The sequence below is a fragment of the Qipengyuania gaetbuli genome (genome assembly GCF_009827315.1).
GTDB classification, from domain to species: domain Bacteria; phylum Pseudomonadota; class Alphaproteobacteria; order Sphingomonadales; family Sphingomonadaceae; genus Qipengyuania; species Qipengyuania gaetbuli.
Map to the genome: position 1 here is coordinate 1,074,458 of NZ_WTYF01000004.1, position 15,870 is coordinate 1,090,327.

The 15,870-nt window shown below is 64.4% G+C and carries 18 protein-coding genes; 2 read left to right on the plus strand and 16 right to left on the minus strand.

Annotated elements, in window-relative coordinates:
• The first annotated feature begins 60 nt into the window (after positions 1–60).
• Positions 61–1,584 carry a CpaF family protein gene (locus tag GRI42_RS07695; protein WP_160607750.1) on the plus strand — a complete coding sequence of 508 codons (1,524 nt, stop codon included), beginning with the start codon at positions 61–63 and terminating at the stop codon, positions 1,582–1,584.
• Between the two features lie 10 nt (positions 1,585–1,594).
• Here GRI42_RS07695 and GRI42_RS07700 read toward each other — a convergent pair whose 3' ends face one another.
• Complete coding sequence (locus tag GRI42_RS07700; RefSeq protein WP_226699084.1) at positions 1,595–1,819, minus strand: hypothetical protein; 225 nt, start codon at positions 1,817–1,819, stop codon at positions 1,595–1,597.
• A gap of 116 nt (positions 1,820–1,935) precedes the next feature.
• Between GRI42_RS07700 and GRI42_RS14065 the strand changes: the two genes are divergently transcribed.
• Positions 1,936–2,064: a hypothetical protein gene (locus tag GRI42_RS14065; RefSeq protein ID WP_264187058.1), complete on the plus strand. Its 129-nt coding sequence runs from the start codon at positions 1,936–1,938 to the stop codon at positions 2,062–2,064.
• A gap of 51 nt (positions 2,065–2,115) precedes the next feature.
• Here the strand turns inward: GRI42_RS14065 and GRI42_RS07705 are convergent, their stop codons facing one another.
• From GRI42_RS07705 to GRI42_RS07775, 15 genes are all read right to left on the minus strand, one after another.
• The gene (locus tag GRI42_RS07705; protein ID WP_234033903.1) at positions 2,116–2,736 is read right to left on the minus strand and encodes a DUF938 domain-containing protein; all 621 of its coding nucleotides are present in this window, start codon (positions 2,734–2,736) and stop codon (positions 2,116–2,118) included.
• The gene (locus tag GRI42_RS07710; RefSeq protein ID WP_160607754.1) at positions 2,706–4,265 is read right to left on the minus strand and encodes a fatty acid--CoA ligase; all 1,560 of its coding nucleotides are present in this window, start codon (positions 4,263–4,265) and stop codon (positions 2,706–2,708) included. The genes GRI42_RS07705 and GRI42_RS07710 overlap by 31 nt, the downstream gene beginning before the upstream one ends.
• A 56-nt stretch (positions 4,266–4,321) precedes the next feature.
• A complete protein-coding gene (locus tag GRI42_RS07715; protein ID WP_160607756.1) occupies positions 4,322–4,765 on the minus strand; it encodes an ABA4-like family protein in 444 nt (147 codons plus the stop codon).
• Positions 4,766–4,767: 2 nt separating this feature from the next.
• On the minus strand, positions 4,768–5,466 hold the full coding sequence (locus GRI42_RS07720; protein ID WP_160607758.1) for an NAD(P)H-binding protein: 699 nt from the start codon (positions 5,464–5,466) through the stop codon (positions 4,768–4,770).
• On the minus strand, positions 5,459–6,619 hold the full coding sequence (locus GRI42_RS07725) for a deoxyguanosinetriphosphate triphosphohydrolase (RefSeq protein ID WP_160607761.1): 1,161 nt from the start codon (positions 6,617–6,619) through the stop codon (positions 5,459–5,461). Before GRI42_RS07725 ends, GRI42_RS07720 begins: the two co-directional genes overlap by 8 nt.
• 110 nt (positions 6,620–6,729) lie before the next feature.
• Positions 6,730–7,425, minus strand: a complete 696-nt coding sequence (locus GRI42_RS07730) for an aspartate/glutamate racemase family protein (protein ID WP_160607763.1) — start codon at positions 7,423–7,425, stop codon at positions 6,730–6,732.
• Between the two features lie 49 nt (positions 7,426–7,474).
• Positions 7,475–8,476, minus strand: a complete 1,002-nt coding sequence (locus GRI42_RS07735) for an alpha/beta fold hydrolase (protein ID WP_160607765.1) — start codon at positions 8,474–8,476, stop codon at positions 7,475–7,477.
• Complete coding sequence (locus GRI42_RS07740) at positions 8,473–9,486, minus strand: SO2930 family diheme c-type cytochrome (protein WP_160607766.1); 1,014 nt, start codon at positions 9,484–9,486, stop codon at positions 8,473–8,475. The genes GRI42_RS07735 and GRI42_RS07740 overlap by 4 nt, the downstream gene beginning before the upstream one ends.
• A complete protein-coding gene (locus GRI42_RS07745) occupies positions 9,483–10,673 on the minus strand; it encodes a parallel beta-helix domain-containing protein (protein WP_160607768.1) in 1,191 nt (396 codons plus the stop codon). The genes GRI42_RS07740 and GRI42_RS07745 overlap by 4 nt, the downstream gene beginning before the upstream one ends.
• A gap of 58 nt (positions 10,674–10,731) precedes the next feature.
• Complete coding sequence (locus GRI42_RS07750) at positions 10,732–12,258, minus strand: hypothetical protein (protein WP_160607770.1); 1,527 nt, start codon at positions 12,256–12,258, stop codon at positions 10,732–10,734.
• Between the two features lie 60 nt (positions 12,259–12,318).
• Positions 12,319–12,660 (minus strand): hypothetical protein, encoded by a 342-nt coding sequence (locus tag GRI42_RS07755; protein WP_160607772.1) that lies wholly within the window; start codon positions 12,658–12,660, stop codon positions 12,319–12,321.
• 4 nt (positions 12,661–12,664) lie between these two features.
• Positions 12,665–14,140 carry an NAD(P)(+) transhydrogenase (Re/Si-specific) subunit beta gene (locus GRI42_RS07760; protein WP_234033906.1) on the minus strand — a complete coding sequence of 492 codons (1,476 nt, stop codon included), beginning with the start codon at positions 14,138–14,140 and terminating at the stop codon, positions 12,665–12,667.
• Positions 14,140–14,424: an NAD(P) transhydrogenase subunit alpha gene (locus tag GRI42_RS07765; protein ID WP_160607774.1), complete on the minus strand. Its 285-nt coding sequence runs from the start codon at positions 14,422–14,424 to the stop codon at positions 14,140–14,142. Before GRI42_RS07765 ends, GRI42_RS07760 begins: the two co-directional genes overlap by 1 nt.
• 24 nt (positions 14,425–14,448) lie before the next feature.
• A complete protein-coding gene (locus GRI42_RS07770; protein WP_160609138.1) occupies positions 14,449–15,573 on the minus strand; it encodes an NAD(P) transhydrogenase subunit alpha in 1,125 nt (374 codons plus the stop codon).
• Between the two features lie 11 nt (positions 15,574–15,584).
• The gene (locus GRI42_RS07775) at positions 15,585–15,692 is read right to left on the minus strand and encodes an aa3-type cytochrome c oxidase subunit IV (RefSeq protein WP_234033908.1); all 108 of its coding nucleotides are present in this window, start codon (positions 15,690–15,692) and stop codon (positions 15,585–15,587) included.
• Positions 15,693–15,870 lie beyond the last annotated feature (178 nt).

Genomic DNA, 15,870 nt, shown 5'->3' on the forward strand with positions numbered 1-15,870 from the left:
TTTGCCACTTTTCCGGCAGGTTGCGCACGTCACTTCGACTATGAGCCGCGGGGGTTTGGCATGAGTGCATTCGGACGCAAGAACGGGCCGGCAGGTATGGGGTCCGGCGCACGTCCGCAGTTCGGCGTCGCGCGTCCCATGCGCGGCGGCGCGCCTGCTCCTTCGGCCGACGACAAGATCGAAGGCGGTGATCAATTCCCGCCGCTGCCGGAAGACGCCCCTGCCCCCGGCGCAGGCGGCAAGGGTTCGAACGGCGACGCGATGGCCCGCCTTTCGGAACGCATGAATGCGGACCATTCGGGCAATAGCGAAGTCGGCGGCTTCGAAGCCAGCGTCCACAAGATCAAGGAACAGGTGCTCCCGCGCCTGCTCGAACGCGTCGACCCGGAAGCAGCCGCGACGCTGTCCAAGGACGAGCTGTCGGAAGAATTCCGCCCGATCATCATGGAAGTGCTGGCCGAACTGAAGGTCACGCTCAATCGCCGCGAACAGTTCGCGCTCGAAAAGGTTCTGGTCGACGAACTGCTCGGCTTCGGTCCGCTCGAAGAGCTGCTGAACGATCCGGACGTTTCCGATATCATGGTCAACGGTCCCGACCAGACCTACATCGAAAAGAAGGGCAAGCTCGTTCTCGCCCCGATCCGTTTCCGCGACGAGAGCCACCTGTTCCAGATCGCCCAGCGCATCGTGAACCAGGTCGGCCGCCGCGTCGACCAGACCACGCCGCTTGCCGACGCCCGTCTCAAGGACGGCAGCCGTGTGAACGTCATCGTGCCGCCGCTCTCGCTGCGCGGCACCGCCATCTCGATCCGTAAGTTCTCCGAGAAGCCGATCACCATCGACATGCTCAAGGACTTCGGTTCGATGAGTGAGAAAATGGCGACCGCACTCAAGATCGCTGGCGCCTGCCGCATGAACATCGTCATTTCGGGCGGTACGGGTTCGGGTAAGACGACCATGCTCAATGCCCTGTCGAAGATGATCGACCCGGGCGAGCGCGTGCTCACCATCGAGGACGCGGCCGAACTTCGCCTGCAGCAGCCGCACTGGCTGCCGCTGGAAACGCGTCCGCCGAACCTCGAAGGCCAGGGTGCCATCACCATTGGCGACCTCGTGAAGAACGCCCTGCGTATGCGCCCTGACCGCATCATCCTGGGCGAAATCCGCGGCGCAGAGTGTTTCGACCTTCTCGCCGCCATGAACACCGGCCACGACGGTTCGATGTGTACGCTTCACGCCAACAGCCCACGCGAATGCCTCGGCCGTATGGAAAACATGATCCTGATGGGCGACATCAAGATCCCGAAGGAAGCCATTTCGCGCCAGATCGCCGAATCCGTCGACCTGATCGTGCAGGTGAAGCGCCTTCGCGACGGTTCGCGCCGCACCACCAACATCACCGAGGTGATCGGGATGGAAGGCGACGTGATCGTGACGCAGGAACTGTTCAAGTTCGAGTACCTGGACGAGAGCGAGGACGGCAAGATCCTCGGCGAGTTCCGCAGCTCGGGCCTGCGCCCCTATACGCTTGAAAAGGCCCGCCAGTTCGGCTTCGACCAGGCCTATCTGGAAGCCTGCCTCTAAAGCAGCGAGCCTATCCCCGGATCACTCCGGGGATGGATACCACCAGCAGCGCCCCGCCCAGCACGGCGAAGGTCAGGAATAAGCCCGTCCATGGCATCCAGCCGACACGGTCGATGCTGGTGCGTTTCATCCGCCTGCGCTCCATCGCCAGCGCGGCAAGCGCAACGATCAGCGATGCGGCGCCCCATAGCGCGACGATTTCGGCTTCGCTTGCGAATGTCAGGAAAGCTTTCATGGCGCGCATATGGGCGCGGTTCACCGCCTAGCCAAGGCGCTTGGTGGGAACCCGCTTGTCGGGTAGGGGTTTTCTTACCATTGCGCGGCCAACATGCCCTCGGGAAGGATGACACTATGATCAAGAAACTGCTTCTGGCTTTCGGCATCACCGCGATGTCGCTCACGGCATCGGCCTGCAACACTGTGCGCGGCGTCGGTGCGGACCTTGAATCGGCTGCCAACGCCGTCGACGAAGAAACCTGATTTCTCGCACTGAGAGAGCAAATGGAGGCCCGCCAAATGGCGGGCCTTTTTTTATTGCTTGCGGTAGACGAGCGTAAGGTTGTTCGCCGGCATTTCATGGCGTGCGGTCCGCACCAGACCGTTCAACTGGGCCAGTTCATCAAGCGCCTCGACCTCTCGCAAGCCCCATGCGGCATTCCGCGCCTTGAGATCGGCATCGAAGGCGAGGTTCGACGGGGCGGTTCCGACACCTGTCTCGATGAATGGGCCATAAAGAATGAGCGACTGTCCCTTCGAAAGAAGCTTTCCCGCTCCCGCGAACAGTCCTTCGGTGGCCGCATAGGGGCTGATGTGGATCATGTTGACGCAGACAACGGCATCAGCGTGCTGGACCGGCCATTCCGGCACAGTCGCATCGATGGCGATCGCCTGGCGGATGTTTCCCGCCCCGGCTTCCTGCGACCATGCATCGATCGAGGCGAGCGCATCGGTGTCGACATCGCTGGGCTGCCATTCGAGCGCAGGAAAGCGCCGCGCCATGAATACGGCGTGCTCGCCCGAGCCACTGGCGATTTCCAGCACCAGACCGGTTTGCGGCAATTCGCGCGCCAGCACATCGGCGAGCGGTGCCGAATTGCGCGCGGTGGCAGGCGCGTGGCGTTTCAGTTGACCTGCCGTTCGCGACCTTCCCAATAGGGCGCGCGCAAATCCTTGCGCAGGATCTTGCCGCTGGCATTGCGCGGCATCACCTCGATCACATCGACGCTCTTGGGGACCTTGAACCCGGCCAGCCGCTCCCGCGTCCAAGCGATGATATCCTGCGGGTCGACTTCAGTGCCCGGCTTGGGGACCACGCAGGCTTTCACCGCCTCGCCCCAAGTGTCGTCAGGCACGCCGATCACCGCGACCTCGCCCACGCTCGGATGGCCGTAGATCGCGCTTTCGACTTGCGCCGGGTAAACGTTCTCGCCGCCGGAAATAATCATGTCCTTGATGCGGTCCTGGATGAAGACATAGCCGTCCTCGTCCATGTAGGCGGCATCGCCGGTGTGCATCCAGCCGTCCCTGAGCGAACCTGCGGTTGCATCGGGCAGGTTCCAGTAACCGGCCATGTTCGAAGGGCTTTTGCAGACCAGTTCGCCCACTTCGCCGCGCGGCAGTTCCTGCCCGTCCTCGCCGATGACCCTGAGTTCGACCCCGGCCACGGCCTTGCCTGCCGATTTCATCCGCTGGTTTCCCTCGAGCACGTGGTCTTCGGGCGGCAGCGCTGCGATGGTGCCGGTCGTCTCGGTCATGCCGTAACATTGCAGGAAGCCCGCTTCGGGGATCGTCCTCACCGCCTCGCGCAGCAGGTCGAGCGGGATCGGAGCAGCCCCGTAGAGCACGTATTTGATCGCCGACATGTCGGTGTCTTTCGCGCGCGGGTGCTGCACCACCATCTGCAATGCAGCGGGCACGATGAACAGGCGCGTGATGCCCTGTTCGAATGCATCCAGCACGCCGTCGGGCGTGAATTCGGCCTGCACGATCGAGCGGATGCCCGCCCCCATCGCCATTATGCCGAGACCAGTGCCACCGATATGCGCGCAAGGCATGCACACGAGGATCGCCTCGTCCTCGTCGAAATGCGACCAGGGCTGGCCTTCTTCCTGGCTCGGCACCCGCAGCGAAAAGAGGTTGCGGTTGGTAAGCACCGCGCCCTTCGGATTTCCTGTCGTGCCCGAAGTATAAAGCTGGAGAACCGCATCGTCGGGTCCGGCCGGTGCGAACTCGTCCGCAGGCGCGGCTGCGATTTCCGCAAGGGCCGCTTCCTGTCCGATGACTTCGGGCGGATTGTCGAGCGAGGCGCAAGCCTTCTGTGCAAGCTCTTCGAAGCCCGTTCCGAGGAACAGTATCTTCGCGCCCGTATCGCTGATGATATAGGCGATCTCGGGTCCGGCGAGGCGCCAGCCGATCGGGACCATGACCACGCCGACGCGCGCAGCGGCATAGAATAGCTCGAAATAGTGTTTGTCATTCTTGCCGAGCCAGGCGACCCGGTCCCCCCGCCCGACACCATGCTGCGCCAGCATCGCGACGATCTGGCGGGTACGCGTTTCAAGGTCGCGGAAACTTATCGTCTGATTGCCCTGCTCCAGGACGATGTTGTCAGGACGCTCCTGCGCCCAGTGACGGATGAACTGGTCGAAGGTCAGCTTCGGTTGTTCTGCCGATTCCTGCATGGGCCTCTCTCTCCTCTGCGCGCATCATGCCACGAGAGGAGACGAGAGCAAGCGCGCTATTGCCAGCGGCCGAGTGCGCGGGCGCGTTTCTCGCGCAGCAACAGCCACACGACAAGGCCAAGGGGGCCGGCAAGGAAAGTCGCCAGCAGCACAGGTGCCTGCACGAAGCGCGAAAATCCCTTCGCGTCGGCATCGCGGACGATCCACAGGCCAACGAAGAGATCGAAGGCGAGATAGTGGATCCAGCCGATCGTCACCCCCGCATCGCTGGCGAAAATGGCGCGCACGCCTTCGATGCTTCCGAAATCCATCCCGCCCTCGCCAGCGGGGAAAAGACCGGAAAGCACCCCGATAAGCAGCAGGGCATATGCCGCGCAAAGCAGGCCGACGCCCAGGTAGAGGATCGCTGACAGCAGGGCAGGCCAGCGCGGCAGCAGTATCAGTGCGAGCCACATCACGAGCGCAAGGCCGTTGGCGATACCGAAAGCCGTGTCCCACATGCCTATTCGTCCACCAGTTGCGGCAGGCGTTTTGCTGCCCGGATAATCCCGTCATTGTCGTGCACGAAGCGCCCGCGCGCGGCGCTCTTGGCCAAGGCCAGCGCAGCCTGGGCTACAGTTTCCGCGTGGATCGCGCGGTACTGGCGGTACTTGCCGTGCATCAGCATGTTGGCGAGCGGCGCTGCCGCAATGCCGAGCCTTTCACCGACGCGGCGGTCGTTATCGCGCTTGCCGCGCAGCAGGCCCGGTCGCAGAATGTCGAGCCGTGGGAAGCGTATCTTGGTCAGCTCGCGTTCCGTTTCGCCCTTCACGCGCAGGTAGAAGGTCTTGGACAGCGGATCCGCCCCTGCCGAGCTGACCGCCACGAAACGCTCGACCCCGTGCTCCTTTGCAGCGCGGGCGGTCGCGAGGACGAGGTCCTGGTCGACGGCGCGAAATGCGTCCTCGTCCTGCCCAGCCTTCTTCCAGGTGGTCCCCAATGCGCAGATGACGGCCTTGGGTCGCATGGCTTCGAGCACTTCGCCCCATTTTTCCGGCTCAGCGACGAACAGTTCCATCCGGATGCCCCGGGGCAATTGCGCCTCACGGCGGGCGATGGCGGACAGGCGCACGTCTTCGCGGCCGATGCATTCCTCCATCACCTTGCCGCCGATCAGCCCGGTCGCGCCGATAAGGCAGATGCGCGTCGCACCGTCAGACATTGGACAACCCCTGCGGCGCGCGGCCGTAGATGCGGGTGCACTGGTCGATGGCGAAGCGGTCGGTCATGCCAGCGATGAAATCGGCGATATGACGGCTCTTGCCCGGTTCGGCTTCGGGCAGGCGGTCAAGCCAGTCATCCGGCATGGTCGCCGGATCCTGCTGGTAGGCGACGAACAGCCGCGCGATGACGTCGCGGGCACGCTCTGCTGTCTGGATCTGCTCGGGATGGTAATAGAGCCGCTGGTACATGAACTTCTTCAGCGCACGTTCCTCGTTCGCCATGCCTTGCGAGAAGCCGGCCAGCTGCTTGCCCGCCTCGCGCACCTGCTCGGCGCTGTCGAGGCCCTTCACTGCCGCACGCGTTTGCTCGAGCACATCGTTGACCATCAGGCCGATCTGGCTGCGAACCAGTTCGCGCAGCTGGTGCTCGCGCGAGGCGCAGGGATGCTGCCGTTCGACCCGGCGGAATTGGTCGGCGAGGAAATCCACCTCCATCAAGTCATCGAGCGATAGGAAGCCCGCCCTCAGGCCATCGTCGATATCGTGATTGTCATAGGCGATATCGTCGGCAACCGCTGCAACCTGCGCCTCGAGCGAGGGCCACTGGCCGAGTTCCAGCGGGAAAGCCTTGTCGATATCCGCAAGCGCCCAATTTGCCGCGCCGACCGGGCCATTGTGCTTAGCCATGCCCTCCAGTGTTTCCCAGGTCAGGTTGAGGCCGGGATGGTCGGGGTAATTGCATTCCAGCCGTGCCAGCGTGCGGATGCCGTGCGCATTGTGGTCATAGCCGCCTGCATGGGTCATCGCCTCTTCCAGCGCCTTTTCGCCGGCATGTCCGAATGGCGGGTGGCCGATATCGTGCGCAAGGCACAGCGCCTCGGTCAGGTCTTCGTCCAGCCCCAGTTCGCGGGCGATGACCCGGCCGATCTGGGCGACTTCGATGCTGTGCGTCATGCGCGTGCGATAGTGATCGCCGTCCGGAGCGACGAAGACCTGTGTCTTCGAGCGCAGGCGGCGGAAGGCGATCGAATGGACGATGCGGTCGCGGTCGCGCTGGAATTCGCTGCGCGGACCGCGCGCACCGTCTCGGTTCTCGGGAAATTCGCGCCCGCGCGAGGCGGCGGGATCGGCGGCGTAAGGGGCTCTCTGCATCGAGCCGCTGGCTTAGGTCAGGCGATTCGCCGCGACAACGTGAACGAAATGGGAACCCCGTCGCTTATCGGCGAAAACCACCGTCTCGGGCCGTCAGGGCTCCGATGTGGCTACCCTCCGGCGAGTATCCAGTCGGCGGCGGTGCGGCAGTGGATGTCGGTGGAATCGAACACCGGCAGCACGTTCGCATCGGTGTCGACCACCAGCTCCAGCTCGGTACAGGCCAACACGATGGCCTTCGCGCCTTCCTTGTCCTTGTTGGTGATGACGGTCTTGAGCGCACGTTCGGCAGAGCGCGTAACGCGGCCGAGCATCAATTCCTTGTAGATGATGCCGTCGACCAGTTCGACATCGCCCGGATCGGGCGGAAGCAGGTCGACGCCGTAGGATACCAGCCGCTGGCGGTAGAAGCCCTCGGTCATGATGAAGCGCGTGCCGAGTAGCGCCGCATTGTCGCAGCCTGCCGCGCGCATGGCCTCGCCCACGCTGTCAGCGATATGCAGGACAGGGATCGAGATGCCTTCCGCGACCCGGTCATAGACCTTGTGCATGGTGTTGGCGGCGATCACCAGGCCTTCGGCACCGGCGCTTTCCAGCCGGCGCGCGCTATCGACCAGAAGCGCTGCGATCCGGTCCCAGTCGTCCGCCTGCTTCGCCTCGGCGATGAGCGAATAGTCGAGACTTTCGATCAGCATCGGTGCGCTGGACATCGGGTGCCCCTTGCGCTGGATTTCGCGGTTGATGCGTTCGTAATAGGCGCGGGTAGAGATCCAGCTCATCCCACCGATTAGACCCAGCTTGCGCAAGTGCGCTCCCTTCCTGATACCCTGTTGCGCCCCTGCGGGCAGACCCTCTTCAGGAATTGGGAACGGACTGCGCCCTCGGCGGTTCCGAAGCGCTTTCGCTTGCCGCAAGGGCGATGTCCGAAAGCCACACCATCAGGTCCGTCGCGCTGCGCTCTGCCGCCTCTTCCATCGGGATGTGCCCGATGCCGTCATAGGCGACCAGGGCAGAGTTCGGCAGGACGTCATCGTACCAGCCCGCAGCCGCAAAGGGGATGAGCGCATCTTCCTTGCCCCACATCACCAGTGTCGGCACTTCGACCTTGGCCACGTCTGCCTTGTCGAAGACGGTCCAGCCAAGGCCGAAGCGTTTCATCGTCGCATCGCGATTGCCCGGATAGCGCGCCAGTTCCCAGTAGCGGTCAACTGCCTCGGGGCTGACGATTTGCTGGTTCGAAACGCTTTGCGAAAGGCTGCGCTCGACGATCGAGCGCGGCATGAGCTGGAAAGAGAGGCTGTTGACCACCGGAATGCGCGCCAGCTTGAAGGCCAGGTTGCCGCTGCCTTCGCGCTGGATGTCGGCGCCGCCTGCATCGACCAGCACAAGTCCGTCGAGACGTTCGGGATGGGCCATGGCGTATCCCATGGCGATGCCGCCGCCCATGGAATTTCCGGCCAGCACAAAGCGATCGAGGCCCAGCGCATCGGCGACATTCCCGACGTCGGCGACGAAGGCGTCATGCGAATAATCGCCATCGGGCGCGGGTCCCGTCAGGCCGTGGCCGCGCTGGTCGAAGCGGATGACGCGGTAATCCTCGCGCAGCATCTCAGCCCAGGGCTGCCAAGTGTAGAGATCGGCGTTCGAGCCGTGGAGCAGCATGATCACCGGCGCATCGCGCGGTCCTTCATCCCGCAAGTGGACGGTTCGCCCGTCGGCAAGTTCGACAGCCTGCGAAGGCGAAGCGCCGTACTTGGCCCACATCTCGTTCGCATCGGTGTCCGGCACCCTGAAGAAGAGGAAAGCGAGACCGCCGGCAAGCAGCAGCAGGGCCAAGCCGCGCACGATCCATTTCATCTTGGCATCTCCTCGATCCAGCGGCGCACCGCCTCGGTTCCTTCGCGGTCGATACTCGACTTGCCGAGTTCGGGCATGGCGACGCCGGGATCATTGCTCAGCATCCGGTGAAGCAGGATCGACTGGTCGGGCTCGCCCGGCACGACATCGAACAGCAAGCCGCCCGCCCCGCGTCCGGCCGCGACCGGTCGCTTCATCACGCCGAGCGCGTGAGGATCGTCCTGCTCCCACCGCAAGTCGAGCCCGCTGTTCGAGGCGGTGGCCCCGGGCCGGTGGCAATGGGCGCAGTTCACGTCGAGATAGGCGCGGGCGACAGCATCCGCGCCCACCGCGCTGCGCTTTTCCCAGACCGCCAGCCGGTCTGCACCGGCCGGAACTTCGCCAAGATTGGCCGCGAGCCATTCGCCGGACAGATTGCGTGCCTTGGGCCCGATCGGGATCACCGCATCGTCCAGCCCGTGGCATTCCTTGCACTGGTTCTTGTTCGGCACACGGTAGCTGATCGCCTCGCCTGCCGGCGTGACGACCGGCATGCGCGCACCTGCAATCGCCAGCGCAGCGTCGGACTGCTCCGCGTTCCAGACATAGGGCAGAGCCACCCAGCCGCTTTCACGGTGGAGCAGAACGCGTGTTTCGATCAGGCGGCGTTTGCTCCCCTCGCCGAAGGCGAATGTCTTGATCAGCGCAGTGCCGACCGGAAAATCGATCAGGCCATCGCCATTGGCTTCCATCCGCTTGCCTTCGGGCAAGTAGACGAAGCGCAGCTTTTCCGCCCCGTCGGAATAGAGCGGGGTATTCAGGCGATAGGGCGTGACGCGTGCCGCCGGGGCCTGCCCTGCCCCGTCCGTGAAGAAGCCGAACTGCGACAACAGGCGCGGCATGCCCTCCACCACCGCATCGTCATTGACTGCGCCGACCGCCGCTACCGGCTGGAAGAAAGCGGCGCGTGCCGCGACCGACCCGGCCAGCGCGAGGCTCGCTGCGGCAAGCAGGGCGGTGGCAGGCTTCATCCTCCGAGCCGCGCCTCCAGCGCTGCAGGTGCACCGATGCCGCTGCGATCGAACGCTGCTGCGGGCGCCTTCACGCTGAGCGGTCCGGGCTGCGCTGCGCCGAGGCCCTTTCCGGCCTCGGTCAGGTTGAGGCTCCATCCTGCGGTCCCTTCGACTGCCGCAAGCGAACCAAGCCCGTCCCAAAGGACCGGCGGCAGTTCGCCGCCAAAGGCCGCCAGCAGCATCTCCGCCCCGTCGAGCTGCGGGTCGTAGCCGCCGCCGTCGTAGCTGTTCGGGCCCACCACCACCTCGCGCGGAAGCGGGTTGTAGCGCGCGTCATCGTAGGGCTGGACATAGGCGATCACCATGACCGGCGCAGTGGGATTGCCGGAGAGGATGTTGTTCTCGATCAGCACCTTCTCGTTAGCCATCACCATGATGCCGGTGCCGCGCCGCACTCCGGCCACGATATTGCCGGGAGGCGCGAAATTGGGCGTGTCGTTGGCGACCACCAGGTTGTTCTCGATGATGACGTTGCCCCCGCCCATGACGGGTAAGCTGGGCAGGTCGAACACGAGGATCCCGCCCGTATTGCGCGTGGCGATATTGTGCGCGACCAACGCGTTGCGGCTGTTCTCGATCTCGATCCCGGCGACATTCGCCTCCGCGATCGAATTGCGCACGGTGATCCGGTCGGACTGGCCGACATAGATGCCCGCATCGCTCGCCCCGGTCACCTTGACGCCGTCGACGAGAATGCCGGTGCTTTCGACCGGGTAGATGCCGTAGGCACCATTTTCCGGATGCGGCCCGCGCGTCCAGGTCACGCGGATGCGGTGGTAGACGATATTGTCGGCGCCCTTGGACTTCACCCCGTCGCCCTTGGGGTTTTCCAGCGCGAAATCGCGCAGGGTTACGTTGTCGCTGGTGACAAGTAGCCCTTCGCCCGCGCCCTGCTGGCCGGTGAAGTCGAGCACAGTCCCGTCCATTCCTGCGCCGCGCAGGGTCACACCCTCGACATCGAGGCTGAGACCGTCGCTCATCGCGTAGCGTCCCGCTTCGAGCACGATCTCGTCGCCCGGCTGCGCAATGATCAGCGCCTCCTGCAGGCGCTCCTGCGCGCCGTCCCCGGGGGTCACGACATGGGTTTCGGCCAGCGCAGGCGCGGCAGTCGCAAGCAGGGCCGCGGCAATCGTCATTCTGAACATGAGTCTCTCCCTTGCAACCCATTGTGCCGCAAGGTCAGACGATTGCAAGCGATGGGCTTCAGCGGGAGGTGGCTTGTGCCCGGGCCAGCCCTTCCATCGACAGCCTGCGCCCAGGCGCGAAGGCCAGCGCCTCGCGATAGGCTTCTGCCGCTTCCTTGTACCGGCCTGCTGCAGCAAGATGCTCGGCAAGGATTTCCCAACCCGGCTTGCCCACCGGCGGCGGGCCATAGACCACAGGCGTCGCGCTTTCCTGCTGGGCTGCAGCACGAAGCAGGGCTAGCCCTTCATCCGTGCGCCCCTCGGCCAGCACCAGCAGCGCCTCGCCCTGCGCGACCTGGCGCATCATCCACGGCCTCACCCACGTGTCGTAGGGCGATTCTTCCTTGAGCGCGGCATCGATTTCGACCGCCAGCGCTTTCATGCGGTCGAGCGCGGCTGCCACTTCCTGACGGTCATCTCCGGCCCGCATCAGGCGCGAGTAGGCCTGGTCGAAGCGCGTCAGGAGGAAACCTTCATCCACGCCTTCGAGCGGAGGTGCCCATGTGCCGGTCGCAACGCCGTTCCACATGGCCATGCCGGAATAGCTGGATGCGGGGCCGTAGCCGAGGCGGCCCTTGGGTCCACCCGCGATCTGCGCCTCGGCCTGCGCGCGGCATTCGGCGATCAGCGGAGCTGCGTCCTTGCCCTGCTGGAGCAGCGCATAGGCCAGCCATTCGTTGTAGTGGCCGCAGGAACTGGGATCGCGGCCCTGCGACGCCCGCTGGCGGTCTACCACGGCATCTGCGTTCACGTTGGCGCGCTCCACCGCCTGCCAGTCGGCCAGCGCATGGAAGATATGGCTCACCATGTGCTGTGCGTGCCCCGCATCGGGCGCAACGACCGCGTAACGCTCCGCCATCCGCTTGCCGAGCGGGGCGTGGACCGGATCGTCATAGGAATGGATCAGGTAGTGGAGGATGCCGGGGTGCATCTCGTGCGTCATGAACCCCTGCTCCAGCACGCCGGCCGCCTCCATGTAGACGGGCAATTGCCTGCCACCATGCGAGCTGGCGAGCACCGCCAGTCCGGTGAAGGCGCGCATGTCGATATCGTCGGGGCGCGCGGCAAGCATGGCACGCATCTTTGCGAGGTAGGCGAGGTCGCGTTCCTCCTTGGTGCCTTCGCCGTAAAGGGTCTCAACCGCGTCGAGCCACTGGCGCTCGGTCGCGTTCCGGGCCTTGGCAGCACGCTCCGCCAGCGTGGCACCCAGCTTTGCCAGTGCGGCGAGTGCAGCATCCCGGTCCTGGTCGTCCCACAGCGAATGGTTGTGGGTCATCGCTTCGCCCCAATAGGCCATGACGAAGCCCGGATCGGCGGCCTGCGCTCGCTGAAATTCCTCCGCCGCGTAGCCGTATTCGAAGTTGTGCAAGAGCGCGAGGCCGCGCAGGAACGGCTGCTTCGCTGCTTCGTTCGCGCTGGTCTCCATGACCATGAACTCGGTCCCGACCTGCGCCAGCGTCGCATTCTCTTCAGCGCCGTGACCGGTATGCGCATTGGCCGTCGCCGCCATCAGCAGCGCGGCTGTCGTGATTGCCAGTTTCTTCATAAGCCCCTCCCCCTCGGCGCCGATCATGCCGCGAGCGAGAGGATTTGGGAAGTCGGGCGGTTATCCTGCCGTAAAGGAGCAGATCGCCGCCGAGGTACCGACCACCTCGATCGCCTCGCGGTCGTCCACGCGGCGCAGGCGTTCGAGGAATTCTGCCATGGTCAGCGGAACCTCGCTCTCGCCCTCGCGCGCCTGGAGGTTTTCGAGCTTGCGCAGTTGCATGAGCGACAGCCGCTCTGCCATGCGCCCGCCCATGCAGGCTGCGACCGGCTGCGGGATGCCCTTGTCGACGAGCACGGCCTCGATCCGGCCAGCGGTCACGCGCTCCACGCCGCCGAACCAGCCCCACAGGCCGAGGCCGACCAGCGCCAGCACGGCGATTGCGATCACGGTCTTGCGCATTGGGTCAGTCGAGCGCCTTCACGATTTCCTCGACCATCTTCTTCGCATCGGCCAGCAGCATCATGGTCTGGTCCATGTAAAAGACGTCGTTGTCGACGCCCGCATAGCCCACCCCGCCCATGGAGCGCTTGATGAAGAAGACCTGTTTCGCCTTGTCCACGTCGAACACGGGCATGCCGTAGATGGGCGAGGACTTGTCGGTCTTGGCCGCCGGGTTAACCACGTCGTTCGCGCCGATGATGAAGGCCACATCGGCCTGGGCGAATTCGCTGTTGATGTCTTCCAGCTCGAAGACCTTGTCGTAGGACACGTTCGCTTCGGCCAGCAGCACGTTCATGTGGCCCGGCATGCGCCCGGCGACGGGGTGGATGGCGAACTTCACCTCGACGCCCTTTTCCTCGAGCAGGTCGGTCATTTCGCGCAGCGCGTGCTGCGCCTGCGCCACCGCCATGCCGTAGCCGGGGATGATGATGACCTTTTCCGCCTGTTCGAGCATGAACGCGGCGTCTTCCGCGCTGCCCTGCTTGTAGGGGCGCTGCTCCTTCGCCTCGCCTCCGCCCGAGCTGCTGTCCGCGCCGAAGCCGCCGGCGATGACCGAGAGGAAGCTGCGGTTCATCGCGCGGCACATGATGTAGCTGAGGATTGCACCCGAGGAGCCCACCAGTGCGCCGGTGATGATCATCGCCGTATTGCCAAGCGTGAAGCCCATCGCCGCTGCCGCCCAGCCCGAATAGCTGTTCAGCATTGACACAACGACCGGCATGTCCGCACCGCCGATGGGAATGATGAGCAGGAAGCCGATAGCGAAAGCGGCGACGGTGAGCGCAATGATCAACGGCATCGTGCCTGCGCCGACCGTGTGCGCGAACATGGCGACAAGCACGAGGATCGCGGCCAGCGTGCCGAGGTTGATGATGTGCCGCCCGGGCAACAGGATCGGCGAGCCGCTCATCCGTCCCGAAAGCTTGGCAAAGGCGATGACAGAGCCGGAGAAGGTGATCGCGCCGATCGCTATACCGAGGCCCATCTCGACCTTGCTGACAGGGTCGATCCCCCCATTGGGCAAGAGCAGCCCGAAAGCACCGGGATTGAGATAAGCCGCCCAGCCCACCAGCACCGCGGCAAGGCCGACTAGCGAGTGAAAGGCCGCGACCAGTTCGGGCATCGCGGTCATGGCGATACGGCGGGCGATGGTGACGCCGATAATGCCGCCGAGGAAGATGGCGACGCCGATTTCCACGATGTTGACGACTGAATGCGTGACCAGCGTGGTCACCACGGCGATCAGCATCCCGATCATGCCGAAGCGGTTGCCCGTCCGGCTCGTTGCGGGCGAGGACAGGCCGCGCAGGGCGAGGATGAAGAACACTCCCGACACGAGATAGGCGAGCGCGACCCACGGGTTTACCGGCTCTCCGGTCGAAGCGGCAGCAGGCGAGGCCGACAGCAGGAAGGGCGCAGCGAGGAGAAGGCGACGCATCACTTCTTCTCCTTCTTCTTGTACATGGCCAGCATTCGCTCGGTGACAGCGAAACCACCGAAGATGTTCACGCTGGCTAGCACGACGCCAGCCAGGCCCAACCATTTCGCAAGGGGGCTACCCGCCTCCGCTGCGGCAATAAGCGCACCGACGATGATCACCGAGGAAATCGCATTGGTCACCGCCATCAGCGGCGTATGCAACGCAGGCGTGACCGACCAGACTACGTAATAGCCGACGAAACACGCCAGCACGAAGATCGACAGGATCGAAATGAAGTCCATGTGCGGCCCCTCCCCGGGCCCGGGTTACGTAGTCGTCAGCCTCTCGTTCACGACCTTCCCGCCCTGCGTAAGCCGCACGGCGTCGCCGATTTCCTCGTCGAGCACGGGTTTGCCCTGCTCCTTGTCCCAGAAGGCGGAGAGGAAGTTGTAGAGGTTGCGCGCGAAAAGCGCCGATGCGTCTGCGGCTAGATGGCCTGCCGTGTTCGAATAGCCGACGATCTTTACGCCGTGCTTCTCGACCACCTGGTCGGGCTTCGATCCTTCCACGTTGCCGCCTTGCGAAACCGCGAGGTCGAAAATCACGCTGCCCGGCTTCATCGAGGCGATTTGCTCGTCGCTGACCAGCAGCGGAGCGGGGCGGCCCGGGATGAGCGCGGTGGTGATGACGATGTCCTGTTTGGCGATGTGTTCGGACACGAGCTTGGCCTGCGCGGCCTTGTATTCGTCGCTCATCTCGGTGGCGTAGCCGCCCGAGCCTTCGCCCTCGATACCGGCGACTTCCTCGACGAAGATCGGCTTCGCACCCAGCGACTGGATCTGTTCCTTGGTGGCGCTGCGCACGTCTGTGGCGGACACCTGCGCGCCGAGCCGCTTGGCAGTGGCGATAGCCTGCAGTCCGGCAACGCCGACCCCCATGACGAAGACCCTGGCTGCCTGCACCGTGCCGGCGGCGGTCATCATCATCGGGAATGCGCGGCCATATTCGTTGGCGGATGCAAGCACCGCCTTGTAGCCGGCAAGGTTCGACTGGCTCGAGAGCACGTCCATGCTCTGCGCGCGCGTGATGCGCGGCATGAACTCCATCGACAACGCTTCGAGTCCTGCCTTGGCATAGGCCTCTACCCGGTCGGTCTCGCGAAAGGGATCGAACGTCGCCGCGACCCAAGCGCCGGGCTTCGCGCCGGACAGCAGCGCCACGTCGGGCGCCTGCACGCCGAGCACGATGTCCGCGCCCGCGACCGCCTGGGCCGCGGGTACGACTTGCGCCCCTGCTTCGCGATAGGCCTCGTCGGTGATGGAGGCGCTTACCCCTGCGCCTTCCTCCACTGCGACTTCTGCCCCGAGTGCGATGAATTTCTTCGCCGTTTCCGGCGTGATGGCGACCCGGCTTTCGCCGTTCGCCCGCTCTGCCAGGACAGCGATGCGGATCAACGCGGCGCTCAGCCCGAAATCAAGATGACGACGATGGCCGTGATGATGACGATCACGGGGACCGCCCACTTCAGCATGCCGATGAAGGAGCCATAGGTCTTGCTATGGGCCTTCATGTCATTCCCGGATTCCATATTCAGTCCCTCGATTAGTTTTATGATTCAATCGTCCTCTAGAGTGCAAGAAAAGCAACGACAAGGGCTTGGACACCCCGTTCCACGCCGAAATACACGCTTAATCGCCCATTTACTCCTCTTTGCTAAGACAGTGGGGAGCGTTGCCGTATAGTACGGC

Coding starts and splice junctions, on each gene's coding strand:
- GRI42_RS07745 (WP_160607768.1), bottom strand. CDS start 10,673: ATGTTCAGAATGACGATTGCCGCGGCCCTGCTTGCGACTGCCGCGCCT.
- GRI42_RS07720 (WP_160607758.1), bottom strand. CDS start 5,466: ATGTCTGACGGTGCGACGCGCATCTGCCTTATCGGCGCGACCGGGCTG.
- GRI42_RS07755 (WP_160607772.1), bottom strand. CDS start 12,660: ATGCGCAAGACCGTGATCGCAATCGCCGTGCTGGCGCTGGTCGGCCTC.
- GRI42_RS07765 (WP_160607774.1), bottom strand. CDS start 14,424: ATGGACTTCATTTCGATCCTGTCGATCTTCGTGCTGGCGTGTTTCGTC.
- GRI42_RS07750 (WP_160607770.1), bottom strand. CDS start 12,258: ATGAAGAAACTGGCAATCACGACAGCCGCGCTGCTGATGGCGGCGACG.
- GRI42_RS07735 (WP_160607765.1), bottom strand. CDS start 8,476: ATGAAATGGATCGTGCGCGGCTTGGCCCTGCTGCTGCTTGCCGGCGGT.
- GRI42_RS07710 (WP_160607754.1), bottom strand. CDS start 4,265: ATGCAGGAATCGGCAGAACAACCGAAGCTGACCTTCGACCAGTTCATC.
- GRI42_RS07740 (WP_160607766.1), bottom strand. CDS start 9,486: ATGAAGCCTGCCACCGCCCTGCTTGCCGCAGCGAGCCTCGCGCTGGCC.
- GRI42_RS07760 (WP_234033906.1), bottom strand. CDS start 14,140: ATGCGTCGCCTTCTCCTCGCTGCGCCCTTCCTGCTGTCGGCCTCGCCT.
- GRI42_RS07725 (WP_160607761.1), bottom strand. CDS start 6,619: ATGCAGAGAGCCCCTTACGCCGCCGATCCCGCCGCCTCGCGCGGGCGC.
- GRI42_RS07775 (WP_234033908.1), bottom strand. CDS start 15,692: ATGAAGGCCCATAGCAAGACCTATGGCTCCTTCATCGGCATGCTGAAG.
- GRI42_RS07715 (WP_160607756.1), bottom strand. CDS start 4,765: ATGTGGGACACGGCTTTCGGTATCGCCAACGGCCTTGCGCTCGTGATG.
- GRI42_RS14065 (WP_264187058.1), top strand. CDS start 1,936: ATGATCAAGAAACTGCTTCTGGCTTTCGGCATCACCGCGATGTCGCTC.
- GRI42_RS07695 (WP_160607750.1), top strand. CDS start 61: ATGAGTGCATTCGGACGCAAGAACGGGCCGGCAGGTATGGGGTCCGGC.
- GRI42_RS07700 (WP_226699084.1), bottom strand. CDS start 1,819: ATGAAAGCTTTCCTGACATTCGCAAGCGAAGCCGAAATCGTCGCGCTA.